The 22,099-nt window shown below is 69.7% G+C and carries 23 protein-coding genes and 2 pseudogenes; 11 read left to right on the top strand and 14 right to left on the bottom strand.

Features of this window, described 5'->3' with window-relative positions; translation table 11 throughout:
* Positions 1-209: 209 nt before the first annotated feature.
* Positions 210-779: a dihydrofolate reductase family protein gene (locus AB0F88_RS31670; protein ID WP_362692348.1), complete on the bottom strand. Its 570-nt coding sequence runs from the start codon at positions 777-779 to the stop codon at positions 210-212.
* A 110-nt stretch (positions 780-889) separates the two neighbouring features.
* On the bottom strand, positions 890-1,069 hold the full coding sequence (locus AB0F88_RS31665) for a hypothetical protein (RefSeq protein ID WP_362692345.1): 180 nt from the start codon (positions 1,067-1,069) through the stop codon (positions 890-892).
* Positions 1,070-1,178: 109 nt separating this feature from the next.
* Here AB0F88_RS31665 and AB0F88_RS31660 point away from each other — a divergent pair, with 109 nt between their 5' ends.
* Positions 1,179-1,766 carry a TetR family transcriptional regulator gene (locus AB0F88_RS31660; protein ID WP_362692342.1) on the top strand — a complete coding sequence of 196 codons (588 nt, stop codon included), beginning with the start codon at positions 1,179-1,181 and terminating at the stop codon, positions 1,764-1,766.
* A gap of 259 nt (positions 1,767-2,025) precedes the next feature.
* Here AB0F88_RS31660 and AB0F88_RS31655 read toward each other — a convergent pair whose 3' ends face one another.
* The 3 genes and pseudogenes from AB0F88_RS31655 to AB0F88_RS31645 form a co-directional block, all read right to left on the bottom strand.
* Positions 2,026-2,784, bottom strand: coding sequence for an ABC transporter permease (locus AB0F88_RS31655; RefSeq protein WP_362692339.1), 759 nt, complete (start codon positions 2,782-2,784; stop codon positions 2,026-2,028).
* Complete coding sequence (locus tag AB0F88_RS31650) at positions 2,781-3,734, bottom strand: ATP-binding cassette domain-containing protein (protein WP_362692336.1); 954 nt, start codon at positions 3,732-3,734, stop codon at positions 2,781-2,783. Before AB0F88_RS31650 ends, AB0F88_RS31655 begins: the two co-directional genes overlap by 4 nt.
* Positions 3,735-3,739: 5 nt before the next feature.
* Positions 3,740-4,171 (bottom strand): annotated as a pseudogene (locus tag AB0F88_RS31645) (cytochrome P450); the annotation flags it as partial.
* Positions 4,172-4,401: 230 nt separating this feature from the next.
* Here AB0F88_RS31645 and AB0F88_RS31640 point away from each other — a divergent pair.
* Positions 4,402-5,085 carry a helix-turn-helix domain-containing protein gene (locus tag AB0F88_RS31640; RefSeq protein WP_362692333.1) on the top strand — a complete coding sequence of 228 codons (684 nt, stop codon included), beginning with the start codon at positions 4,402-4,404 and terminating at the stop codon, positions 5,083-5,085.
* A gap of 210 nt (positions 5,086-5,295) precedes the next feature.
* On the opposite strand, the gene AB0F88_RS31635 is transcribed toward AB0F88_RS31640, so the two are convergent.
* The 3 genes from AB0F88_RS31635 to AB0F88_RS31625 all read right to left on the bottom strand — a co-directional run bounded on the left by AB0F88_RS31635 (position 5,296) and on the right by AB0F88_RS31625 (position 8,621).
* On the bottom strand, positions 5,296-7,278 hold the full coding sequence (locus tag AB0F88_RS31635; protein ID WP_362692330.1) for a hypothetical protein: 1,983 nt from the start codon (positions 7,276-7,278) through the stop codon (positions 5,296-5,298).
* Between the two features lie 386 nt (positions 7,279-7,664).
* Positions 7,665-7,985 (bottom strand): DUF402 domain-containing protein, encoded by a 321-nt coding sequence (locus AB0F88_RS31630; RefSeq protein WP_362692327.1) that lies wholly within the window; start codon positions 7,983-7,985, stop codon positions 7,665-7,667.
* Between the two features lie 147 nt (positions 7,986-8,132).
* Positions 8,133-8,621, bottom strand: a complete 489-nt coding sequence (locus tag AB0F88_RS31625) for a MarR family winged helix-turn-helix transcriptional regulator (protein ID WP_362692324.1) — start codon at positions 8,619-8,621, stop codon at positions 8,133-8,135.
* 64 nt (positions 8,622-8,685) lie between these two features.
* Here AB0F88_RS31625 and AB0F88_RS31620 point away from each other — a divergent pair, with 64 nt between their 5' ends.
* Entirely contained in the window at positions 8,686-9,066 is a 381-nt protein-coding gene (locus AB0F88_RS31620; protein ID WP_362692321.1) for a hypothetical protein, read from the top strand.
* A 288-nt stretch (positions 9,067-9,354) separates the two neighbouring features.
* On the opposite strand, the gene AB0F88_RS31615 is transcribed toward AB0F88_RS31620, so the two are convergent.
* Positions 9,355-9,735, bottom strand: a complete 381-nt coding sequence (locus AB0F88_RS31615; protein WP_362692318.1) for a zinc-binding dehydrogenase — start codon at positions 9,733-9,735, stop codon at positions 9,355-9,357.
* 104 nt (positions 9,736-9,839) lie between these two features.
* Here AB0F88_RS31615 and AB0F88_RS31610 point away from each other — a divergent pair, with 104 nt between their 5' ends.
* The 3 genes from AB0F88_RS31610 (at position 9,840) to AB0F88_RS31600 (ending at position 12,698) form a co-directional block, all read left to right on the top strand.
* Positions 9,840-10,331, top strand: a complete 492-nt coding sequence (locus AB0F88_RS31610) for a hypothetical protein (RefSeq protein WP_362692315.1) — start codon at positions 9,840-9,842, stop codon at positions 10,329-10,331.
* Positions 10,332-10,551: 220 nt separating this feature from the next.
* Positions 10,552-11,748 (top strand): serine hydrolase domain-containing protein, encoded by a 1,197-nt coding sequence (locus AB0F88_RS31605; protein WP_362692312.1) that lies wholly within the window; start codon positions 10,552-10,554, stop codon positions 11,746-11,748.
* A 167-nt stretch (positions 11,749-11,915) separates the two neighbouring features.
* Positions 11,916-12,698, top strand: a complete 783-nt coding sequence (locus AB0F88_RS31600) for a MerR family transcriptional regulator (RefSeq protein ID WP_362692309.1) — start codon at positions 11,916-11,918, stop codon at positions 12,696-12,698.
* Positions 12,699-12,803: 105 nt separating this feature from the next.
* Here the strand turns inward: AB0F88_RS31600 and AB0F88_RS31595 are convergent, their stop codons facing one another.
* Both AB0F88_RS31595 and AB0F88_RS31590 read right to left on the bottom strand, forming a co-directional pair.
* Complete coding sequence (locus AB0F88_RS31595) at positions 12,804-13,454, bottom strand: cytochrome b/b6 domain-containing protein (RefSeq protein ID WP_362692305.1); 651 nt, start codon at positions 13,452-13,454, stop codon at positions 12,804-12,806.
* Positions 13,411-14,070, bottom strand: coding sequence for a molybdopterin-dependent oxidoreductase (locus AB0F88_RS31590; protein ID WP_362692701.1), 660 nt, complete (start codon positions 14,068-14,070; stop codon positions 13,411-13,413). Before AB0F88_RS31590 ends, AB0F88_RS31595 begins: the two co-directional genes overlap by 44 nt.
* Positions 14,071-14,421: 351 nt before the next feature.
* On the opposite strand from AB0F88_RS31590, the gene AB0F88_RS31585 reads away from it, so the two are divergent.
* From AB0F88_RS31585 to AB0F88_RS31565, 5 genes and pseudogenes are all read left to right on the top strand, one after another.
* Positions 14,422-14,850 carry an organic hydroperoxide resistance protein gene (locus tag AB0F88_RS31585; RefSeq protein ID WP_362692302.1) on the top strand — a complete coding sequence of 143 codons (429 nt, stop codon included), beginning with the start codon at positions 14,422-14,424 and terminating at the stop codon, positions 14,848-14,850.
* Between the two features lie 364 nt (positions 14,851-15,214).
* Entirely contained in the window at positions 15,215-16,216 is a 1,002-nt protein-coding gene (locus AB0F88_RS31580; RefSeq protein ID WP_362692299.1) for an alpha/beta hydrolase, read from the top strand.
* A 238-nt stretch (positions 16,217-16,454) separates the two neighbouring features.
* The gene (locus AB0F88_RS31575) at positions 16,455-17,012 is read left to right on the top strand and encodes a CGNR zinc finger domain-containing protein (protein WP_362692296.1); all 558 of its coding nucleotides are present in this window, start codon (positions 16,455-16,457) and stop codon (positions 17,010-17,012) included.
* Between the two features lie 217 nt (positions 17,013-17,229).
* A pseudogene (locus AB0F88_RS31570) lies at positions 17,230-17,736 on the top strand (DUF4158 domain-containing protein); the annotation flags it as partial.
* A 277-nt stretch (positions 17,737-18,013) separates the two neighbouring features.
* On the top strand, positions 18,014-19,804 hold the full coding sequence (locus tag AB0F88_RS31565; RefSeq protein WP_362692293.1) for a Tn3 family transposase: 1,791 nt from the start codon (positions 18,014-18,016) through the stop codon (positions 19,802-19,804).
* Between the two features lie 69 nt (positions 19,805-19,873).
* On the opposite strand, the gene AB0F88_RS31560 is transcribed toward AB0F88_RS31565, so the two are convergent.
* The 3 genes from AB0F88_RS31560 to AB0F88_RS31550 all read right to left on the bottom strand — a co-directional run bounded on the left by AB0F88_RS31560 (position 19,874) and on the right by AB0F88_RS31550 (position 22,077).
* Positions 19,874-20,179, bottom strand: a complete 306-nt coding sequence (locus AB0F88_RS31560; RefSeq protein ID WP_362692290.1) for a hypothetical protein — start codon at positions 20,177-20,179, stop codon at positions 19,874-19,876.
* 143 nt (positions 20,180-20,322) lie between these two features.
* The gene (locus tag AB0F88_RS31555) at positions 20,323-21,633 is read right to left on the bottom strand and encodes an FAD-binding oxidoreductase (RefSeq protein ID WP_362692287.1); all 1,311 of its coding nucleotides are present in this window, start codon (positions 21,631-21,633) and stop codon (positions 20,323-20,325) included.
* A 39-nt stretch (positions 21,634-21,672) separates the two neighbouring features.
* Positions 21,673-22,077 carry a DUF4267 domain-containing protein gene (locus tag AB0F88_RS31550; RefSeq protein ID WP_362692285.1) on the bottom strand — a complete coding sequence of 135 codons (405 nt, stop codon included), beginning with the start codon at positions 22,075-22,077 and terminating at the stop codon, positions 21,673-21,675.
* Positions 22,078-22,099 lie beyond the last annotated feature (22 nt).

Raw genomic sequence — 22,099 nt, 5'->3', positions numbered from 1 at the left:
GGCCGGATCGTCGTGCCGGCCGGCCGGCGGGCGGCGTCAGGTCGTGGAGCGGGGGCTTCTGCGCGCCGTGCCCGCGGAAGGCATGCAGGCGCGCAGGCTCGTGGCGAGCTGCCCGGCCGCGACCGCCGTGCGGTCGCGGCCGGGGCGTCGACATTTGGGCGGTCCAGGGCGACGGGGTGATCGCCGGAGGACCGTTCCCACCACAGCGGTCACTTCTTGTCGTAGGTGAGGATGACCGTGCCGTTCTCGAGGGTGCGGGTGCCCGTGAGCTCGAAGTGGGTGGGGGAGAAGTCGGCGGTGAACAGGGGGATCCCGGCTCCGATGACCACCGGGTAGAGCTTGACGACGAGCTGGTCGATCTCCGGGAGCAGGGTGCCCGCCAGCCGGGCGCCCCCCGTCAGGTAGATGTCCTTGCCGTCCTCGGCCTTCAGCCGGCGGATCCTGCCGACCACGTCGGTGGAGATGATCTCGACCGCGGGGTCCAGGGTCTCCTTCATGCTTTCTGAGACCACGTACTGGCGCAGGTGGGCGTACGGGCTGGTGACCCCGATCTCCAGGGCGGGTTCGTAGGTGACGCGCCCCTGCACGCCGACGTCGAAGTTCCGGTTGGGGCCGTGCACGCCGAGCTGCTCACGTATGTGCGTCGGCAGGGTGTCGGGATAGTCCTCGACGATGAAGTCGATGACGTCCTGCGTCACCGGGAAGAAGTCGGCGCTTCCGTCGGGGGCGGCGATGCGGCCGTCGATGGTCATGCCGATGTAGTAAACGAGCTTTCGCATGTCTGGTCCTATTCACGGTTTTTATGTGGTTTCAAGCGGGATGGCGGGCGGCGGCGGCGTCCTGGAGCCGGCCGCGCCGGGCTACCGGCTACCTGGCTGGGACAGCCGGGCTACCGGTTGCCGGGCTTGGGCAGGGGCCTGGGCCGCGGCGCCGAGCGCGGCTGGGGATTCGGCTGCCGGTGGCCCGGCCTGGCCTGGGGGAAGGGGCGTGAGGCCGGGCCGGCGGTCCATGACGGAGCGGCGGCGGACGGCGCGGTGAAACCGGTCAGGGTGTTGGGCTGAACTCGCATCTCTGCGTTCCTCCGAGTTGATGCTTTCGGCGTAGTACTCTGCCTGTAGTGGTTGAACCGTAGTACTATGATTGAAGTGGTGTCAACATCGATTCCAGGGGAGATCGCAATGCGGCAGAACCCGGCAAGACGGGCGGCGCTCCTCGACGCGGCCATCGAGGTCCTGGCACGAGAGGGCGCGCGCGGACTGACCTTCCGCGCCGTCGACGTCGAGGCGCGGGTGCCCAACGGCACGGCTTCCAACTACTTCGACAACCGCGATGATCTGCTCACCCAGGTCGGCCACCGCTTCTACGAGCGGCTGGAGCCCGACCCGGGGGTGATGGCCGCCGTCCTGGAGGGTCCGCGTGACCGCGACCGGGTCACCGAGCTCATGCACGACCTGGTGGACCGTGTCAGCCACTTCCGCTCCGGATACCTGGCACTGCTGGAGCTACGCCTGGAGGCCACCCGCCGCCCGGAACTGCGGCGCCTGCTCACCGAACGCATCCGCGCCGACGTCGACGCCAACATCAGCCACCACGTCCAGGCCGGCCTGCCCGGCGACGCGACCACCGTGGTCCTGCTCTATCTGGCGCTGAACTGGCTGATCCTGGAACGGCTCACGCTGCCCGACATCTTTCCCGAGGACCAGATCCACGCCCTGGTCACCGACGTGGTCGAACGCATCCTGCCCGGTCCCCGACGCGCGACCTGACGCCCGCGTCCCGGGCGTTCTCCCCAGGACGTCGGCCGATCACGGCGGCCTGGGGAGGAAACCGTCCCGGCTGGAGGCGGTCGACGACCTGGACCGCGACCTGATGATCTCCTGGAAGGTCCTGCGCAGGCGCCCCGCCGACCTGGCCCGCGTGCGCGCCTCGGCACCTGGCCCGCGCGCGCCTTGACACCGCGTTCACGCGCCGAGCAGGAGGTGACCTACGGTGACCTGTCCGATCCTGGACCGAATCCAGCGAACCTCACCGGTTGTAGAGCCTGCGTGCCCACAGATAACCGACCAGGGCGATGCCCGCGCTCCACACAGCCGCCTCCAGGAAGCCGGACCCGGCCGGACGCCCGGCCAGCAGCGCGCGCAGCGTCTCGATGACAGGGGTGGCCGGCTGGTGCTCGGCGAACCAGCGCAAACCAGTCGGCATCGACTCGGTCGGGACGAAGCCGCTGCCGAGGAACGGCAGCAGCATCAGCGGCATCGGCAGGTTGCTGGCCGTGGCCACGTTCTTGGTGACCATGGCGAGCGCGACCGACAGCCAGGTGATCGCGAAGGTGAACATGGCCAGCACACCGACCACGCCGAGCCAGCCCGGCACCGAGGCGGACGGGCGGAACCCGATCAGCAACGCCACCACGGTCACCATGGCGATCGCGAGGAACGTCTGCACCATCGCCCCGAGTACGTGCCCGGTGAGCACCGAGACGCGGGCGATGGCCATGGTCTTGAACCTGGCGATGATGCCCTCGGTCATGTCGGTCGCCACCGAGATCGTGGTCCCCTGCGCGGCCCCGACGATCGTTGTGATCATGATGCCGGGGATGAGGTAACCGACGTAGGCGGCGCGGTCGGCGCCGATGCCCGCGCCCATGGCGCCGCCGAAGACGTAGACGAACAGCAGCAGGAACACCACCGGCACGGCCGTGAACGTGAGGATCAGCGTGGGGTAGCGCCAGATGTGTATGACCTGGCGCCGCAGCATCGTCGCCGAGTCGGTGATCGCTCTCATCGGGAGGGCTCCTGGGTCGAGGGCTCCTGGGTCAGGGTGAGGAAGACGTCGTCCAGGTCGGGGGTGTGCACCGACAGCTCGGCGACGTCGATGGCATGCGTGTCCAGCCACTCCAGGAGCCTCCTCAGCGTCCTGACTCCGCCGGAGTCGGGGATCTGGACGGTGAGCGCCGCGTCGTCGCCGGAGGTGGCGCCGATGTGGCCGGCCGCCCTGCGGTACCCGTCGGGGTCGGCGAAGCGCACGACGATGTGGCCGCCGGGGACCATTCGCTTGAGCTCCTGGGGGGTGCCCTCGGCCACCAGCCGGCCCTGGCTGAGCAGCGCGATGCGGTCGGCGAGTTCGTCGGCCTCCTCCAGGTACTGGGTGGTCAGGAAGATGGTCACGCCGTCCTGCTGGACGAGGTCCCTGACGATCTGCCACATGGTGCGGCGGCTGCGCGGGTCCAGGCCCGCGGTCGGTTCGTCGAGGAAGATGAGCCTGGGCGTGCCGACCATGGTCATGGCGAGGTCGAGCCGGCGGCGCATGCCGCCCGAGTAGGTGACCGCGGGCTTGCGCGCGGCGTCGGTGAGGTCGAAGCGCTCCAGCAGTTCGCGGACGCGCCTGCGGCCGTTGGCGCGGCCGAGGTGGAGCAGGTCGGCCATGAGCCGCAGGTTCTCCTCGCCGGTGAGGAAGCTGTCGACCGCGGAGAACTGGCCGGTGACGCCGATCGCGGCACGCACCTTGTCGGCTTCCTTGGCCAGGTCGTGCCCGGCGACCCGGATCTCGCCCGCGTCGGCCTTGATCAGGGTGGACAGGATCTGCACCGTGGTGGTCTTGCCCGCGCCGTTGGGGCCGAGCAGCGAGAAGACGGTGCCCTGCGGGATGGCGAGGTCGATGCCGTCCAGGACGCGGTGGGCGCCGTAGGACTTGCGCAGCCCCGTCACCGAGACGAAGTTTCGCATGGTTCGCATCGCGTTCACCCCCGATCCCAGGTGACGGGCAGGCTGTGCACGCCGTACACCTGCAAGGGGTCGGTGCGCAGCGACAGCTCTTCAGCCGGTACGGCGAGCCGCAGCGTCGGGAAGCGGACGAGCAGCGCGGGAAACGCGGCACGCATCTCGACGCGGGTAAGCTGCTGACCGAGGCACTGATGGACGCCGTGGCCGAAGGCCAGATGCCCGGCGGCCGAACGGCGCAGATCGAGCACGCCGGGGTCTGCGAACCTGGCCGGGTCCCCGTTGGCGGCGTTGATCGCGATGACGACCGTGTCGCCCGCCCTGAACTGCCTGCCGCCGAGCTCCACGTCCTCCAGCACGCCGCGCATACCGGTGGCGGCGACGGACAGGTAACGCAGCAGCTCCTCCACGGCGCCGGCGGCCAGGTCGGGGTCGCCGCGCAGGGCGGTGAGCGAAGGGGCGGGATCGAAGGGACAGGCGGGTGAGCGGTCGAGGGACGGAGTGACCGGCTCGTCGCGATAGTACGTGTTTATCACAATTGAAAGCTACGTTGCTTTCAGAAATTCTGTCAATCAGTCGATACATATAAGTGCAGGTCAAAGTCGATAAATTGATGCATCGACCCTGATGCTGAATGCAATGAAACATTGCATTGTGTAAGGCCGAACGCAATAGTGGTGCCATGTCAGAAGGAAGGTTGACCCTGCAGGACCGTCGGCGCATCGCGACCGGCCTCACCGAAGGCCGCTCCTACGCCGAGATCGCCAGGCGGCTGGACCGGCCGACCTCGACGATCAGCCGTGAGGTCGGCCGCAACGGCGGCCCCGGCGACTACCGCCCCGAGCGGGCGCACCAGGCGGCGGCGCGGCGGGCGCGGCGCGGCACCCCGGCACGTTCGCCCGAGGCCGAACCCCAGGACCGCAAGGTCTTCGAGGTGGAAGAGGAAGCCGTCGAGATGGCGATCGGGATGGGCCTGCCGAAAATGATGGCGCGCGTGCTCATCGGCCTGTGGCTGAGCGAGGGCGGCAGGCTCACCGCGGCCGAGCTGTCGCGCGGGCTGAAGGTCAGTCCCGCCTCGATCTCCGCGGCGGTGGGCTACCTGACCGGGCAGGGGCTGATCAGGCGCGAACGTGATCCGCGGCGGCGGCACGACATCTACGTGGTCGACGACGACGCCTGGTACCACTCGACGATGATCAGCTCGCAGCAGACGCTCGCGGCGGCGGAGATCGCGAAGGCGGCGGGGGAGACGCTCGGGCTCGACACGCCGGTGGGACGCCGCCTGGCCAGGGGCGGTGCGTTCCTGGAGCGGATCAGCCTGGACACTCTGGCGTCGGCCGAACGCTGGCGCGACCTCCTGCCGTGATCAGATCGCGGGGCGCGATCAGCCGAACCCGGGAAGTTCAAGCTGCGCCTGGCCCACCTGCAAGCGCTCGACCTGGAACCGACCAGCGCCGATCACGGCGCGCTGGATGCGGTGGAGTTCCTGCGCGCGATCAGGTGTCGGCGCACGAGCTGTCGATCGCGGCGAACAAGCACACCACCTCCGCCAAGATCGACGCCGCTTCTGGTCGCGTTATTGGCGGGAGAGTGCGCGAGTGAGGCCTGCCAGGATGGTCGTTGCGAGGATCCACCCTGCAGTGATCATCGCCGCGGCGAGCCACTGTTGTGCGCCGCGCGGGCCGAAGGCGCTCTCCTGTCCGAAGCTGATGATCGGGAGGAGCAGGTCCAGGGTGTAGAGGAAGGCGTTGAAGGGGGGAGCCTCGCCTGGCTTGAAGGCCGGTGGCTCGTGGGCGGTGAAAACGACCGTGCCGATGAGGAGAAGAGCTGCGAGCCAGAACGCGGCACGGAAGGGGCGGTAGCCGTACCCGACGGTCCAGTCCTGCACATATCCCCACAGCCGCGCCCCGAGCCGTTGCCCCGAGCGGCGGCGACGCTGTTTGGCCAGCAGCACGTCCCGAGCAGCCTCATCGTGGCCCTGCCGGCGGTAGACGGCGGCCAACTGCTCATAGGGTTGAGGTTGGTAGTCCTCCCTGGCCAGCCAGTCAAGTCGCTCCTGGACAGGCAGGGGAGCCTCCAGGCTGTCATAGGTGAAGCCGTTCATCAGGACGTGAGCAGGCCACCGGCTGGGAGCGTCATCGAGCACGCCGACCCGACTGTGGCGAAGGTCGACGGCCCGTAGCAGTTCCGTCCGGGGCCCGATCTTCAGCGAAGCCGCTTCCACACCACGAAGGTGAAGGTCACCGTCGATGGTGGTCTCCGCAAGGCACAGTGTGGCGGCGATCCGGGAGTTCCTGATCGAGACGTCTCCCGTGGCCGCGAAGCCTTCGCAGCAGTCGATGCCCCCGCCCGCGATCACCTCCCACAGGGACAGAACCCGCCCGCCGGGATTACTGAGGGTGGCACCGTGAAACTCCAAGCTGCCCTCGATTCGGGCGTTGACGAGCACGATCTCCCCGTCGGCGCGGAAGCCTTCGCCACAGCTGAGTCTGCCGGTGACCTCCAGCCGGCGCAGGGAAAGCGCCGTCGCGCCCGGGTTGGACAACGTCCCGCCGTCGAGGTTGACCGATCCGCGGACCTGGGTGGAGTCCAGAAAGACCTCTCCGTTCGCCACGAAACCTGGTGTGAGCCGCAGTCCGCTGCCGATCTCCATCAGCGGCGCGTTCAGCGCGCGTCTTCCCGGATTGGCGAGGTTCGCCTGCGCGAAACGGATCGAACCGGCCACGCGGGCTCCGCGCAGAAGGACTTCACCTTCGGTCGAGAAGCCGTCATCGATGCGCAGCCCGCCCTCGACACCGAGTCTCTCCGCGTTCAGGGCGATGCCGTCCGGGTTGGACAGCCGGGCTCCGCTGAAGACGCACCGGCGCCCTATCCGGGCGTCCTGCACGCTCAACTCCCCCCAGGAGCGGAAACCGCGGGCACACGACAACCCGCCGTCGATGACGGCCCCCTCGGCGGTGAGGCCGAAGCCGCCTGACCGCCCGACCCGTGCGCCATCGAGGGTCATCGTCCCGCCGATCCTGGCGCCGACAACGCTTAACTGACCGTCGATGACGGCGTTCGCGCACAGAAGATCACGGTCGACGATCAGGCCGTCGGCATGGACGGCCTGAAGTGCGTGGATCGCTGCGCCGCTGAGATTCAGTGTCCCGGACACGTGGGCCCCGGCGAGCTGGATCGGGCCGGCCATCTCGCAGCCTTCCAGGCGCAGCGCCCCGCCGATCACAGCGTCCACGGCCTGCAGTCCGGGTGCCCGGGAGGCCGCGAGGTCCACCAGGCCGGTGCGGGCTCCGGTGAAGACCGGCGTTTCCTCGAACTCGCACTTGGTCAAGATCAGAGGGTGTTGTACCTCGGCGTACGACAGGTCCAATCGGCCCGTGATCCGGGCGCCGGACAGGTGCATGCCGGGCGTCTGCCCTGCGAGACGTTCCTGGGCGCCGAGCAACATCCTTGCGACGATCGCAGCCCGAACGGGGGTGCCGGGAAGATCCACAGGACGCCCCGTGGGAAACGCCTCCCAGAGGGCGAGTTCCGGCTCGGACAGATCCTCGATGATCACAGGGCACTCCTGGAAGGTCGTACGCGTCGTCAAGGAGAGCCTCCAAGGTCACCACCTGTCTTAGCAACCTTCGTGTTTCATGCCAGGCCCATCCTTTGAATCGCAAAGTGCGCGATTCGCAGAAATGACCAGTTGTGACAGTTCTGCGAACACCCCGATCCGAGCCGAAGAACCGCAGGTCGCGATTCGCACGACTGCCCTTGGTTTTGACAGAGTTCTGCGAGATTGACGGCATGCGACTCGGATCCGACGACGCCGCGGCTGCGGTCGAACGCCACCCCTGCTCGCAACACGACGACACCGCCGGAAGACAACCAGGGCGACGGGCCCTTGGCTCAATCGTCCGTCCACGAGTCAGCACGGCTGTGGCCCATGGGCCCGGCTCGTCAAGCCCGCTCCAGCCACTCCCAGCCCGCGGGGATGACCGGTTCGGTGGCAGTAGCCAGCCTGGTCCGCAGATCGGATGCCGCGGCTCGGGCTGCGGTGATGACGGCTTGGGGCACCATGCACTCGGCCACAGTCCGCTCGAACTCCTCCTCGTCGACCAGCAGGACGGTGCCATCCGCAAACCGCGCCAGATCCAGTTCCAGGTCTATGGAACTCCACCCCGATACGCCCAGAGTCGGAGGCGTGCAGATGTCGACGCCGATCCAGCGGTCGTTACGCCACCACCAGGCCGCCCACCAGTCATTGTGCGGGAGCACCATTGTGCGGGAGCAACTGCACACCGTCGCTGGGGAGCATCACCGACGTGCCGTCGGCCTTTCGACGCGAGCGGGGCCGCCAACCGGCCGGCGAACTCGGGGTGCATCAATGGAACCCGGCATCTCTTGCCGACACCCGGATGGGGCCGGTCAGCTTCGCGGTTCGTCGTTCGGTTGCGGATCGCGGCGTTCCAGCGCGGCCTCGAAGGAGCGGAGCGCGGTGACGACGGTCGCACGTTCGGCGGGTGACAGGTCGCTCATGACGTGTTCCCAGGCAGTGGCGCTGCCGGACAGCCAGGCGCGGATCGGTTCGGCGTAGGCCGGGGCGATGGCGATGATGCGGCGGCGACGGTCGGCGAGGTCGGCGGTCCGCTCCAGGACACGTGGCCGCACCAGTTCGCTGACCATGAGGCTGACGGTCGTCGGCGCCACCTCCAGCCGATCGGCGAGCTCGTTCACGCTGGCCGGGCCGTCGTATTCCAGGTGGGCCAGCAGGGCCAGATGCCGGGGCGCCAGGTCGAGGTCCCGCAGCTCCGGCGGAATCGGCAGGCGTTTGGCGCGGCCGACGAGCCGAGGCATGAGCAACAGCAGCGTGCGGACGGCCTCGTTGACGGCGATACCACCCGGCTCGGTGGACATCAGCAACCCCTCACCGATACCTTTAAATTCAAAGCCTTTAAGGTCAAAGAAAAGGAGGTCCGCCGTGCCGCATCTGACCGCCCATCTTCCAGACGCCAGGCTAGCGGGCAACGAGCCCGAACTCGTGATCGCCCTGACCGAGGCGATCGTCGGTGTCTACGGCGAGTGGGCGCGGCCGCTGGTGAGCATCCGGCTGTCCGGTGTTCCCGCGGGCCGCTTCGCCCAGGGGGGCGTGCCCGTGGACACCGGTGCTTCGGTCACGTTGGGCGTCCGGTCAGGCGTGTTCGAACGCCCTGACGCCGCCGAGATCACTGCCCGCCTCGGCGCCGCCCTCACCGACGCGATCACATCGGTCCTGGGCGAGGAACTCCGCCCGGGCATCATGGTCGAGCTCCTCGCCTCTCCTGCGGAGCGGACCTTCGTCGGCGGCGCCCTCGCCCCGTGACCGCTCCACGCGGCGCCCTCGCCCCGTGACCGCTCCACGCGGCGCTCTCGCGCCGTGACCGCTCCACGCTGGAGCCGGATCCCGGCGTGAGCCCTGTTCTCCGCGGCCCTTCGTCCGCGCGTTCGCCTCAGGTAGCCCCGCGGTCAAGCGTTCGCCTCAGGCGGCCCCGCGGTCAAGGCGGCGGATCGGCGGATCGGCGGATCGGGTACGAGGCGATCGAAGCCGGCCTCCTCCGGGAGCGGCGCCTTCAGGGGGTACCGGTGAGCGCTCAGTCGTGCCGGTCGCGGTCTAACCGGTATGGGTCAGGTCGAGGACGACCTTCCCCCGCCGGGGCGGCTGCGCGGCCGTCTCGTGTGCCTGTGCCGCCTGATGGGCCGGGTAGGCGGCCCGGACCGGAACGCGGAAACGGCCCCGGTCGGCGAGTGCCGTGGCCGACGCGAGTCCGTGGACGCCGTCGGGCCGGCCGCCGAGGCGGCCCGTGGACAGCCGGGCTCCGTACGTCGACGCCCCGAAGTCGGCCAGCGTGACGACGCTGTCCGCGGTGCCTGTCAGTTCGATCAGTTCGCTCAGCGACCCGGCCCCCGCGACGTCGAGTGCCCGGTCGATCGGAGCGGCGGTCAGCGCGCGGATCCGGACGGGCAGACCGCGCCCGTAGTCCACGGGTTCCACAGGGCGAGGTTCTTGCTCGCGGGGGACGAGCCTTCGCGCAGTGCGAGGTCGACGGGTGAGACCGCCGCCGTCCTGACGGCGATGCGGACCTGGTGAGGGCCGGGATGCGGCTCGGGCGCGGTGCCCAGGGTCAGGACCTCGGGCGGGCCGAACCGCTCGAACTGCACGGCAAACATGATCACCTCTCCCGCCCGGAGTCTCCGGGGGCGGAGCCGGACGCCTGGACCGCGCTCAGCGGAGTCATCCGCCGGTTCGCGGAACACCAGATCCGGGCCCCCGGCCTCAACGAGGCCCTGCTGGGCTCACACGCGGCAGGCGACGCGTTCCGCGACGACCGGCAGGCCCACGCCGCAGCACTGGACCAACTCGTCGCCCGCGCGCACCGGCAGCGGGTCCTGCGGCGGGGAACCTCCGTCGCGGACGTCCGCGTCGCCCTGATGGCGATCTCCTCGCTGCGCCCCACGCAGGCCACCCGGCGGCCCGACGCGATCCGCACCCTGCTGAACCTGCTTCTGGCGGGGCTGCACTCGCCCGATCACCGAACCGCCGGGTGCTCAGGCTGCGCCCCTGCCCCTACCGTGAGCCGGGGCTCATGACGGGGCTCTTGCCGGCACCCAGGGAACGCGCCGGGCCGAAAGCCGGGCCGGCCCCGGGCCGCGCGAGTCACCGCGTCGGGAAGGGTGAGCACGGCTGTTTCAGACCTCGACGTGGCTGTGAGCCAGATCACGGTTGAGGTTGACCTCGGGTCAGGGTGGAAGCTCGGTGCAGCGGCGCGACGCCGACCCGGACATCACGAATCCAAAGGATCGAAGCACCATGACAATCACCCCTTCCGACCAGGACAAGAGCACCATGCGCACTGCCGCGTACGGCGCCGTGCCGCAGGCGGCTGCCGGGCAGGATCGCCCGGAGCTGCAGAAGGCGATCGAGGAGATCGTCGATTCCGGCTTCGTCGGGGTGTCGCTGCGCGTGCACGACGAACGGGGCGAGTGGGCCGGCAGCGCCGGGGCGGCCGAGCTGGGCGGGACCGCCAAGCCGCCGGTCGACGGATACATCCGGATCGGCAGCGCCACCAAGACCTTCACCGCGACCCTGGTGCTGCAACTGGTGGCCGAGGGCAAGATCGGGTTGGACGTCCCGGCGGCGGGCTACCTGCCCGAGCTCGGGCTGGACGGGCGGATCACGGTGCGGATGCTGCTGCAGCACACCAGCGGATTGTTCAACTTCACCGGCGAGGTCCACGACGACGGCACGGTCGCGCGGGGGATCCCCATCCCCTACGGCACCACGGGGGAGGAGTGGATGGACAACCGGCTCAAGACCTACCGGCCGCAGGAACTGGTGGAGCAGGCGTTGTCCAAGCCGGCGCGGTTCGAGCCGGGCACGGGCTGGAGCTACTCCAACACCAACTACGTGCTGGCCCGATTGCTGATCGAGAAGGTCACCGGCCGCTCGCTCGCCGAGGAGATGCGGCGGCTGATCCTGGGGCCGCTCGGGCTGTCGGGCACCGTGGTACCGGACGCCTCACCCGAGATCCCCGCACCGCACGCCCACGCCTACTACCGCTACGAGGACGCCGGCGAGCAGAGGACCATCGACATCACCCGCCAGAACCCCTCCTGGATCTCCACGGGCGGCGACATGATCTCGACCACCCAGGACCTCCACACGTTCGTCTCCGCGCTGCTGGGCGGCAAGGTCCTGCCGGCCCCGCTGCTGGCCGAAATGTGCACCCCGCGCCCGACGGGCATCCCCGGCATGGACTACGGCCTGGGCGTGTTCGTGCTGACCACGGATGGCGGCGGCACCGTCATCTCCCACAACGGCGCCGCCGTGGGCCACGCGGCGCTGATGTACGGCACACCCGGCGGCGGCAAGACGCTGACCGCCGCGCTGAACTGTGTGGACGACGCCGGCCTGTCCATCGCGGCGGCGTTCCAGCACGTCCAGCAACGGCTCCTCAACGAGGTGTTCGGCGGCGGGCAGGCCGATCCGGCCCAGCCGGCGCGCTGAACATCTGTGACCCGCACGCCCCGAAGCGCGTCCTGTTCCGGATCGCCTGTCAGGGGCGGCGCGAACCGGGGCCACGCCGGGGCTCGACGAGGCCGGCGTGGCCCGTCCACCTGCCCGGCAGCGGTCCGCGTAGTCGCCCGGCTCGAGCACAGGGCAGGATTTCGCAGATGAACGGAGTCACGATCGGACAGGCGGCGGCGTTCGCCGGTGTCACGGTGAAGACGGTACGGCACTACCACAAGCTCGGCCTGGTGAAGGAGCCGGAACGCGACGGCTCCGGCTACCGGCGCTACGGCTCGGATGATCTGTTGCGGCTGGTGCAGGTCCGGACGCTGGCCGCCGCCGGGGTGCCGCTGGCCGGGATCGGTCCCCTGCTCGACGCCGACGCCGCGTTGTTCGCCGCCGCGCTCACCGACGTCGAACGGCAGCTCACCGAACGGATCGAGGAGTTGACCGCGCGACGTGAAACGCTGCGCCGGCTCGCCGACGGTGACCGGGCCCTGCTGCCCGATCGCGCGGTGGCGCTGCTGGAGCGGATGTCCGGCCTCGGCTTCTCCGCGGGGGAGGTGGCGGCCGCCAGGGAGGGCTGGGTGCTGGCCAGGGCCCTGGTCCCAGAAGGCTTCGGCGACTACCTCACCCATGTCGAGCGCGCTCTCGACGACACCCGGTTCGTCGCCTTGATCAAGAGTGGCGCCGAAGCCGCGGCCTGGGAACCGGACGACCCGCGCATCGACGAGCTCGCCACCGCCATGGCCGACCACTTCCTCGCCAACCCCGCACAGCTGAGGATCGTGACCGGTCTGCAAGCCCGCACCGAGGCCGCGACCCGCTACAAGCTGATCGCCCTCCACGGTGAAGAGCAGGGATCGGCCACGGCCCGGGGGGTCGCGCTCATCGAGACCAAGCTCCGCGCCGCCGGCGTCCGCATCCCCCGACCGGACTCCCACTGACCGCGCCGTGCTCCGGACGTACGCGTCGCGATCCACCGCGCCCTCGGCCTCACCGTTCCGGCGATCTTCGGGTTCCGGCCCGTGACCGCCGCGGCGGGCCCGTGGTCACCGGCCCTTCTCCACCCACCTGGAGTGCCACCTCCTCGCCCAGGCCGTTTCCACGTACCCGGTACGCATGCCCCGCCGTGCCTGCGGATCCCGGTACGCCATCCGGATGTGCCCGAGCACCACGAGGGTGATGGCCAGGGCCGTCACGTCGTGCACGAAGATGGCGCTCGTCCGGGAGATCACCGGCAGGAGCCCGGTGAACCACATCAGCAGGCCGGTGAACATCATGATCGGCACGGTTCCGGCCACCCACCCCGCGTAGATCTTCTGCCCGGCGTTGAACTTGCCGGCGGGCCGCCGGTCGGGCGAGGTCCAGCCCTTGCGGACCGCGCGCAGCCACTCCCCGTCGTACCGCGCCAGCCGGTTCAGCCTGCGCAGGTCGGCGCGGAACGCGGACGAGGCGAGGCCGAGCAGGAACGGCGCCGGCAGCAGGATCCCCGACCACTCGTGGATGACGACCACCAGGTGGCGGCGGCCGACCAGTTGGGCCAGCGGCGAGAAGTACAGGCAGGCCGCCGCCCCCGCGCACAGCAGCACGAGACCGGCCGTGGCGCGGTGGACCAGCCGCTCGGCGCGGGTGAACCGCAGGATGCGCCCGGAGCGCTCAGACGGAGCGGTCGGCCCCGTCGAGCCAACCGTCGACGTCATAGCCGTACTCCTCCCAGTAGCCGGGGATGACCTTGTCGGTCACGGAGATGCCGGAGAGCCATTTGGCCGACTTGTAGAAGTACATCGGCGCCGCGTACAGCCGGACAGGCCCGCCTTGAGGGTGTGAGAGCGGTTTGTCCTGCATCTTCAGGGCCACCAGCATGTCGGAACGGCGCGCCTGCGCGAGCGTGAGGCTCTCGCTGTACACGCCGTCGAAGCAGGTGAAGCGGACGGCTTTGGCCTCCGGCCGCACGCCGGCCGCGTCGAGGAGGTGCGAGAGCGGCACCCCTTCGAAGGGCGTGTTCGGGACCCGCCAGCCGTCGGTGCACTCCACGTCGCCGACGACCCGGGCCTGCGGCAACGCGCGCAGGGCGTCCAGCGTGTACGTCGTGGGGCGGTCGACGAGACCGTCGACGGTCAACCGGTAGTTCGTCCGGTCCTTCGGCGGTACCGAGCCCGCGACGCTGAAATAGCGGAAGCCGCTCGGGTTGGGCAGGAGCCCGGTCAGCCCGCTGGGGTCGTTCTGGGAGACGGCTCCGAGGGCCTTCTCCCAGCCGTCCTGCAGGTAGGGCGCGGCCACAAGGCCGGCGGCGCCGGCGGCGAGCATCGAGAACATCACCCGCCGTGCGATGGGAGGGCCGCTTTCCGCTTCGTCTCGTGAAGTTTCGTCTCGTGAATCGGTCACCTCGCCATTCGAGCAGCCGCGACGGTGCTGGGCCATCGGCGACGGGTAGCCGTAAGACTTTCGTCATGTTTGTCCGGATATCGGTGCTTTTGTGAGCGGGGCGGCACCGGCGGCCCGATCACCTCCCGCGACGGACCGCCGCCGCTCGGCGTGCCGGCCCTCCTGCGCGTCACTGGCTTGACAGGTGACGACCGATGCTGCCAGCATCGTCACCGGCCGAACAGGTGACGCCAGAGGGCGTGCCCGCTCGGACGACCGATCACCCCAGGAAGGAAGAACACCATGGCTGCCAGCTACACCGCGGTTGTCACCGTCACGGGAGAGGGCCGCAACGGGGGCCGCGTCACGGCCGACGACGGCCTGCTCGACACCACCCTCGCCATCCCCAAGGAGCTGGGCGGGGCCGGGGGAGCCACCAACCCCGAGCAGCTGTTCGCCGCCGGCTGGGCCGCCTGCTTCCTCGGCGCGGTCAGGAGGGCGGCGGCCCAGCGCAAGGTGAGGCTGACCAGCACGAGCGTCACGGCCGAGGTGACCCTGAACCACAGCCCGGACGACGAGTTCGGCCTCGGCGCCGTCCTCACCCTCGAACTCGGCGGCGTGGACGCCCGGACCGCCGACGAGCTCGGCGCGGCCGCCCACCAGCTCTGCCCCTACTCCAAGGCCACCCGGGACAACATCCCGGTCACCATCCGGGCGACCGCCGTCGCCTGACGTCCCGCCTCACCGGCGGCGCCGGGCGCCCCACAGGGAACTCACCGGCGGCGCCGGGCGCCCCACAGGGAAGGAGTATCGTGTCGCACATCCTGAATCTCTCAAGGGCCCTGTCGGTGGTCCTGCTCGCGCTGGCTGTCGCCATCGCCTGCTTCGCCCAGGTGTTCTGAACCCCGCGGCGCGGACGGGGGACGCGAGGGCCGCCGAGCCGGATCGGCCGCGGCCTTCGCCTCCCGGCGTTTCGCCCTACCGGAGGCACTCCCGGCGCGTCACGAGTCCGCGGGTTCCGCTGCGCGCAACCGTGCCCGTTCCGCTTCCCGCGCTCTGAACGCGGCTCCTTTTTCCGATATCGAAGGTGAATGCCATGGACAGGCGTACGTTTTCCAAACTGCTGGTCGCGGGGACGGCCGCGGCGGCGCTGCCCGGCTCGCCCGCGGCATCCGCCTCGGCGGGCGCGCCGAGGCGGGCCGGGACGGACGTGCTGAAGCATGTCAGGGCGGGCGTTTTGGACGTCGGGTACGCCGAGTCGGGCCCGCCCGCCGGTCCCGTGGTCATCCTGCTCCACGGTTTCCCGTACGACATCCACAGCTATACCGACGTGGCGCCCCGGCTGGCGGCGCAGGGATACCGGGTGATCGTCCCCTACCTGCGCGGGCACGGCACGACGCGCTTCCTGTCGAGCGCGACGTTCCGCAACGCCCAGCAGGCGGCGATCGCCCTCGACATCGTCGCGCTGATGGACACACTCAAGATCAAAAATGCGGTCCTCGCGGGATTCGACTGGGGGTCGCGGACGGCCGACATCATCGCCGCGCTCTGGCCCGAGCGCTGCAAGGCCCTCGTCTCGGTGTCCGGCTACCTGATCACCAACCTCCAGGCGAACCGGGATCCGCTGCCGCCGCAGGCCGAGCACGCCTGGTGGTACCAGTACTATTTCGCCACGGAAAGAGGGCGGCTCGGGCTGGAGAAGTACCGCGAGGAGTTCGTCAGGCTCCTCTGGAAGAGCGTCTCGCCCACGTGGAAGTTCGACGAGGCCACGCTCAAGCGCACCACGGCGTCGTTCGCCAATCCCGACTGGGTGCCCATCGTGATCCACAACTACCGCTGGCGGCTGAGCCTGGCCAAGGGCGAGCCCCGTTACGACTCCGTCGAGAAGCGGCTCGCCGCGGCCCCGAAGATCTCCGTGCCCACGATCACCCTCGACGCCGAGCTCGACCCGTTCACTCCGCCGGGGAACGGCTCGTCCTACCGCGAGCGCTTCACCGGCGCGTACGAGCACAGGACCCTGCGGGGGGTCGGCCACAACGTCCCGCAGGAGGCCCCGGAGGCGTTCGCCAGGGCCGTCGCCGACGTGGACGGCTTCTGAGCCGAGCGGAAAGCCGCCCCCCCCCGGCAGCGGGGGAGACGGCTTTCGCGCGTCGCGCGGCGACCTGCCCGAACCACCGGGAGAAGACCGCGGACCGGGGGAGGGCATGGGCCGCCGGCCCGCCGCCCGCCCCCCCGCCACCACGTGGTCGTACCCCGCCGCACCCTCTCCCGATTCGTCACCTGCTCAAATGGTGACGAACATTGCACGGCCGAGAGTCACCTGTCAAACTGGTGATGTGAATCATGTCTTTCTGTGCGGCAATCCCGCGCTCGACTTCGCCTGCACGGTTCGCGCGCGCCGCACGGCGCACGTGGAGACGCTCGACGCCCCGGACCGGCTCGACGCCTGGTACGTGGAGTCCGGCGTCGTCGACGTCGTATCTCCCTGCACGGAAGCGGACCTGGTCCGGGCGGTGGCGCTGCGGGAGGCCCTCTACGGGCTGGTCACCTCCCGGCTGGCCGGTGACGGATACGACGACCAGGCGCTCGCCCTGGTGAACGAGACGGCTCGCAAGCCCCCGGCGACGCCCCAGCTCACAGCCGGGGGGCGGTGGGTCGAGGCGACCCCGGCACAGGCGCTGTCCACCGTCGCCCGGCACGCCATCGAGCTGCTCAGCGGGCCGGAGATGCCGCTGATGAAGGAGTGCGCCAACCCCGAGTGCACCAAGATCTTCATCGATCGGTCGCGCGGCGGGCGCCGGGAGTGGTGCGGCATGGAGTCCTGCGGCAACAAGATCAAGGCAGCGGCCTACCGGGCGCGCAAGAAGGAGGTGCGGGCGGCCGGCGCGCGCTGACCGCGACCGGCGCGCCGGACGGCGGCGGTTCGCCTCAGGCGATCGCGACGGCGGGCGGAGCGAGCGGGGCCGGCCGCCGGCTGAGCCGGCCTCGTTGTAGTCCTGGGGAAATTTCCAACGGATTCGCTTGACCTGTACTGATGCGGGCCTGTTCCGATTGTTGATCACTTCCGCTACGGTTCGTGCGGTCCTGACCGGTGCGGTGCGGGGCTGGTCGATGTCGACCCGGATGTTCTCCGACGATCAGCTGGAGCGGTTGCGCTCGTTCCCGGACATCGGCCGGGACGATCTGATCAGGTACTTCACCCTGACGCCCGCCGACATCGCCTTCATCGATCCGGGTCGTGGCCGGGGTGCTGGAGATCGCCTCGGGCTTGCTGTCCAGCTCGCCACTTTGCCCTGGCTGGGGTTCGTGCCGGATGAGGTGAGCTCGGCGCCTCCGGTGGCGGTGGCGCGGCTGGCCGAGCGCCTGGGCGTGGATCCGACCGTTCTCGCCGAGTACGGCCAGCGGGAGCAGACACGCAGCGATCATCTGCGGTTGGTGTCCGGCTATCTGGGGTGGAAGAGCGCCCCGGCTGAGAGCACGGTGATAAAGGAGCTGGAGCAGTTCCTGCTGGCTCGGGCGATGGAACACGACTCGCCCACGCTACTGTCCAACCTGGCACGCGAGTACCTGATGGCGGCCAAGACGATCCGGCCGGGCGTGACCACGCTGGCCAAGATGGTGGCCACCGCCCGGACCAGCGCCACCGCGCTGACCTGGGAGAAGGTGGCGCACCTGCTGACCGGCCAGCTACGCGCGGATCTGGACCGGTTGCTGGTGTATGACGCCGGGCTGAAGATGACCCGGCTGACCTGGCTGATCAAGAAGCTGCCCCGCGATCATGGCCGGTTGTCGGCGCTGCACGCCTCCTACACCTACCTGCGCCAGTTCACCCCGCTGGTGCTGGCGGCGATCGACTTCAAGGGCGGGACCGGCAGCGCGGAGTTGACGGAAGGCGGTGGCCATCGTGAAGCGGCTGAACAAGAGCGGCGCCCGCAAGGTGCCCGAGGCCGCCCCGGCCTCGTTCGTGCCGGCCAGGTACGCCGAATACCTGGCCAAGGCGCGCAAGGACGGCGACGAGACCGCCTACCGCCACTATTGGGAGCTCTGTGTCGTGCTGGCGCTGCGGGACGGGCTGCGCTCGGGGGACGTGTTCGTGCCGGGCTCGCGCCGCTACGCCGACCCGGCCACCTACCTGTACACGCCCGAGCAGTGGGCACCGCGCCGGGCCGACTTCTGCAAGCTGGTCGGCAAGCCGAGCGACGCGGCCGAGGCGATCGAACAGGGCAAGGAAGAACTGCACGCCGCGCTGGCCGACCTGGATGCCACGCTGGCCCAGGCGCTGCCGGACGACACCGGCGCGGTCCGGCTCGATGAGGACGACAAGCTGGTGATCCCGCCGCTGTCGGCCGAGGACGTGCCGGGCGAGGCCAAGGAGCTGAAGGTCGAGCTGGCCGGGATGCTGCCGTTCGCGCCGATCGCCTCGCTGCTGATCGAGTTGGACGTGCGCACCGGGTTCCTGGACTGCTTCACCCACGCCGGCGGCCGCAAGCAATCCCGCTCGGTCGATCTCAAGCGCAACATCCTCAGCGTCTTGATCGCCAACGCCACGAATCTGGGGTTGGCCAGGATGTCGGAGGCCTGCGGCATCCCGTACGACGTGCTGCGCTGGACGCAGGAGTGGTACGTGCGGGAGGAGACGCTGCGCGAGGCCAACACCTGCATCGTCAACCACCATCACGGGCTGAACCTGTCGCAGGTCTTCGGCGGCGGCACCATGTCCTCCTCCGACGGGCAGCGCTTCCCCGTTCGCGGCAAATCCACCACCGCCCGGGACATGACCATTCATGGCGGCCAGGTGCTGTCCAGCTACACGCACGTGTCCGACCAGCACTCCACCTTCGGCACCAAGATCATCGTCCCGAACGCGCGCGAAGCACACTTCGTGCTGGACGACTTCCTGGGCAACGCCACTGACCTGCCCCTGTTCGAACACGCGACCGATACCCACGGCGTCACCTTGATCAACTTCGCCCTGTTCGATCTGGTGGGCAAGCTGCTCTCCCCACGCATCCGTGACCTCGGCAAGATCACTCTCATTCGGGATGAGACGCCCACGGAAACGGTTAAGCGCTATCCGCACGCCGGCCCGCTGCTGAGCGCCCGCTGGAACGAAGAGCTCATCACCGAGTGCTGGCCGGACCTGCTGCGGATGGCCGGGTCGCTGAAGTACGGCCAGGCGACCGCCTCGCTGGTGGTGGGCAAGTGGTCGGCCGCGTCCCGGCAGAACACCCTGGCCGCGGCTTTGAAGGAGTGGGGCATGTTGCGCCGTACGCCGCTGCATGCGGCGAAGTATCTGTCGGACCCGGCCTATCGCCGGAAGATCGCCCGCCAACTGAACAAGGGCGAGAGCCTGCACGCGCTGCGCCGCGACCTGCACTACGCCCAGCAGGGCGCTGTTACCAAGCCAGCCCTGGCCGACCAAACCGACCAGGCATGGTGTTTGACCGTTTTGACCAACTCTGTCATCACCTGGACGACCGAGTACTACTCGCTCGCCGTGCGGCAACTACGGGTAGCCGGCCGGGACGTTTCCGACGAGTTGCTGGCCCACATCTCCCCGGCGCACAGCGAGAACATCAACTTCTTCGGCGTGATCAATGTCGACGTCGAGGCAGAACCGGCCAAGCTGGATGGCGGCGGCTGGCGGCCACTGCGTCCGGTGGCTACGGAGATGGCTCTGATGTGATCGCCGCTTCCCGGCGCCTGGCCTGCGCACCGCGCCGATGTCCCCCGCCCAGCCTCGTGCGGGGCCCGGTCACTGCGGACGGGCGATTCGGTGCTGGCGCTGATCAAGGCGATGCCGGGCAACATCGGTCTGGAGTCGATGCTGCGTGAGATCGACAAGCTGACCGCGATCCGCGCGATCGGGGCTACCCGGGAACCTGTTCGCGGACGTGGCACCGAAGGTGCTGGTGTCCTGGCGGGCGCGGGCTGCGGTCGAGTCACCGTCGCATCTGCGGCGCCGTGCGCGCAGTTCGCAGGCGTCCGCGGTGACGTTGCTGGCCGCGCTGTTGGTGGAGCGGGAGGTCACCGATGCGCCGGCGGATCTGCTGATCGCCACGGTGCATCGGATACCTCTCATTGTGCGAGACCTTCCTGTGGGGGTGTGCCCTTCACAGTGCTCGCGGCGACATCTGTCACGCGGGTTCGGTGCGGCCCCGCCACCCCGGTGGGCGGAGGGGCCGTGACCTGCTGGGAACCGATCTATCCGAGCACCGGGTAGTTGGCGCGGAACACGTTGTGCGGGTCACGGGCCCGCTTGATCTCCCGCAGCCGGGTGAGCGTGCTGCCGGAGAAGGACTGCGCGGCCGTGTCGCCGGGGGACAGCAGGGTGTACGGCTTGCGGCCGCTGAGGTAGGCCTCCAGGTCCGCCACGACCTCGGCCTGCTTGGCGCGCGTCGCATCGGCCGCGTGCGGCAGGCCGAGACCCAGCAGGCCGAGTAGGTACGGCTCAGCCACCGCGCCGCTCGCACCGGTCCCGCCGCCCGGCTCGGTGAGCGCCCCGCCCAGGTGCCTGATCTGCACGTTGATGAGCGGTTGGACCGGCTTGGCCAGCAGGAGCTCCACCGCGTCCGCGTCCAGGCCGGTGAGCAACTCCGCACGAGTGATGGATGGGGCCGGATCGGTGGGCTCGGCGGCGATGGCGCCCAGGTCGGCAACCGGGACGACGCCGCGGCTGTCGGAGATCGCGCCCTCGATCTTGTCGAGGCGTGCCAGCAGGTCCTCCCCCCGAGCCGCCTCACCCAGGTAGGCCAGATCCAGCGTCACCATCGGCGGCGCGCCGGGGGGCTGGAGCCGGTTGATCCAGACACTGAGTTCACGCGGCGCCTCGGCGGTGATCTCCAGGAACGCGTCGTACACCTGCCTGGTGCGGTGCTCCGGCCAGATCACGCGCCCGCCGTACAGGTCTGGCGCGGGATACAGCTCGAGTTCGAGGGCGGTCACCACCGCGAAGTCCCCGCCACCGCCGCGCAGCGCCCAGAACAGCTCGGGATCGGACTCGGCGCTCACCCGGCCCGGCTCGCCATCGGCGTCGACGATGTCGATGGCCCGCACGCTGTCGGAGGCGAAGCCGTACTTGCGGCTGAACCAGCCGACCCCGCCGCCCAGGGTGTAGCCGGTCACGCTGACCCCCGGCGCGCTGCCGGACAGTCCGGTCAGACCCAGCGGACCGGCCGCCGCCAGCACTTGCCCCCACTTCGCGCCCGCGCCCACCCGGACCACGCGCTCCCCCGCGCGGACCTCCACCTTGTTCAGCGTTCCGGTACGCAACAGGATCAGGCCTTCCACATCACCGGAGGCGCCATGCCCGCTCGGCTGCGCGGTCACCGTCATACCCACCCGCCGCGCGTAACGCACGAGCGCCGCCACGTCATCGGCATCCGCGGCCTCCGCCACGGCCGCCACCGGCTGCCTGACGGTCAGATTCCATGCGGTGGCCGCCTGTTCAAAACCGTCGTCACCGGGCAGGAGCACGCGCCCCTTGAGGACACCGCGCAGATCGTTGATCGTCATTGTCGTCTCCTTTTCGAGTTCTTTCGGGGTGTGCAGAAGTCAGGCGGGCTGCGCGGCGGCCTCCTGGACATTGCTCGTCTCGCGGAGGATCAGCAGGCCGGTGACCGCGATCAGCGCCGCGGTCAGGCCGTGGATGGCGAACGCGGCGACCATGGAGCCGCCGTGGGCCAGGACGTTGACCATGTCCCCGAACGGGGCGACGGCCATCATCACCAGGACCCAGCCCAGGGCGCGGCGGTGGCCCGTCACCATGAGGATGCCCATGACCAGGCCCATCGCGAGTTCGCGGCTGCCCTTCACGATGGAGAAGCCGCTGTCGTCAGAGGGCCAGTTCGCCAGGCCCGGGAAGGTCGTCCCGAGGGGCAGGACGAAGGACAACCCGAGGTAGAGGGTGAACAGGACCACGACGGCGGCCAGGACGGTGTTGAGCTTCTTCAGCGACATGGTCGTTCTCCTTGTATGTACG

Source organism: Streptosporangium sp. NPDC023963, from assembly GCF_040639135.1.
Taxonomy (GTDB): domain Bacteria; phylum Actinomycetota; class Actinomycetes; order Streptosporangiales; family Streptosporangiaceae; genus Streptosporangium.
Note: the sequence above shows the minus strand (reverse complement) of the source record. Positions and strands in the feature narration are given on the sequence as shown.

What these genes read in the sequence shown, in the direction of transcription:
- AB0F88_RS31670 (WP_362692348.1), bottom strand. Translation starts at nt 779, where the DNA reads ATGCGAAAGCTCGTTTACTACATCGGCATGACCATCGACGGCCGCATC.
- AB0F88_RS31665 (WP_362692345.1), bottom strand. Translation starts at nt 1,069, where the DNA reads ATGCGAGTTCAGCCCAACACCCTGACCGGTTTCACCGCGCCGTCCGCC.
- AB0F88_RS31660 (WP_362692342.1), top strand. Translation starts at nt 1,179, where the DNA reads ATGCGGCAGAACCCGGCAAGACGGGCGGCGCTCCTCGACGCGGCCATC.
- AB0F88_RS31655 (WP_362692339.1), bottom strand. Translation starts at nt 2,784, where the DNA reads ATGAGAGCGATCACCGACTCGGCGACGATGCTGCGGCGCCAGGTCATA.
- AB0F88_RS31650 (WP_362692336.1), bottom strand. Translation starts at nt 3,734, where the DNA reads ATGCGAACCATGCGAAACTTCGTCTCGGTGACGGGGCTGCGCAAGTCC.
- AB0F88_RS31640 (WP_362692333.1), top strand. Translation starts at nt 4,402, where the DNA reads ATGTCAGAAGGAAGGTTGACCCTGCAGGACCGTCGGCGCATCGCGACC.
- AB0F88_RS31630 (WP_362692327.1), bottom strand. Translation starts at nt 7,985, where the DNA reads ATGGTGCTCCCGCACAATGACTGGTGGGCGGCCTGGTGGTGGCGTAAC.
- AB0F88_RS31625 (WP_362692324.1), bottom strand. Translation starts at nt 8,621, where the DNA reads ATGTCCACCGAGCCGGGTGGTATCGCCGTCAACGAGGCCGTCCGCACG.
- AB0F88_RS31610 (WP_362692315.1), top strand. Translation starts at nt 9,840, where the DNA reads ATGCGGCTCGGGCGCGGTGCCCAGGGTCAGGACCTCGGGCGGGCCGAA.
- AB0F88_RS31605 (WP_362692312.1), top strand. Translation starts at nt 10,552, where the DNA reads ATGACAATCACCCCTTCCGACCAGGACAAGAGCACCATGCGCACTGCC.
- AB0F88_RS31600 (WP_362692309.1), top strand. Translation starts at nt 11,916, where the DNA reads ATGAACGGAGTCACGATCGGACAGGCGGCGGCGTTCGCCGGTGTCACG.
- AB0F88_RS31595 (WP_362692305.1), bottom strand. Translation starts at nt 13,454, where the DNA reads ATGACGTCGACGGTTGGCTCGACGGGGCCGACCGCTCCGTCTGAGCGC.
- AB0F88_RS31590 (WP_362692701.1), bottom strand. Translation starts at nt 14,070, where the DNA reads ATGTTCTCGATGCTCGCCGCCGGCGCCGCCGGCCTTGTGGCCGCGCCC.
- AB0F88_RS31585 (WP_362692302.1), top strand. Translation starts at nt 14,422, where the DNA reads ATGGCTGCCAGCTACACCGCGGTTGTCACCGTCACGGGAGAGGGCCGC.
- AB0F88_RS31580 (WP_362692299.1), top strand. Translation starts at nt 15,215, where the DNA reads ATGGACAGGCGTACGTTTTCCAAACTGCTGGTCGCGGGGACGGCCGCG.
- AB0F88_RS31555 (WP_362692287.1), bottom strand. Translation starts at nt 21,633, where the DNA reads ATGACGATCAACGATCTGCGCGGTGTCCTCAAGGGGCGCGTGCTCCTG.
- AB0F88_RS31550 (WP_362692285.1), bottom strand. Translation starts at nt 22,077, where the DNA reads ATGTCGCTGAAGAAGCTCAACACCGTCCTGGCCGCCGTCGTGGTCCTG.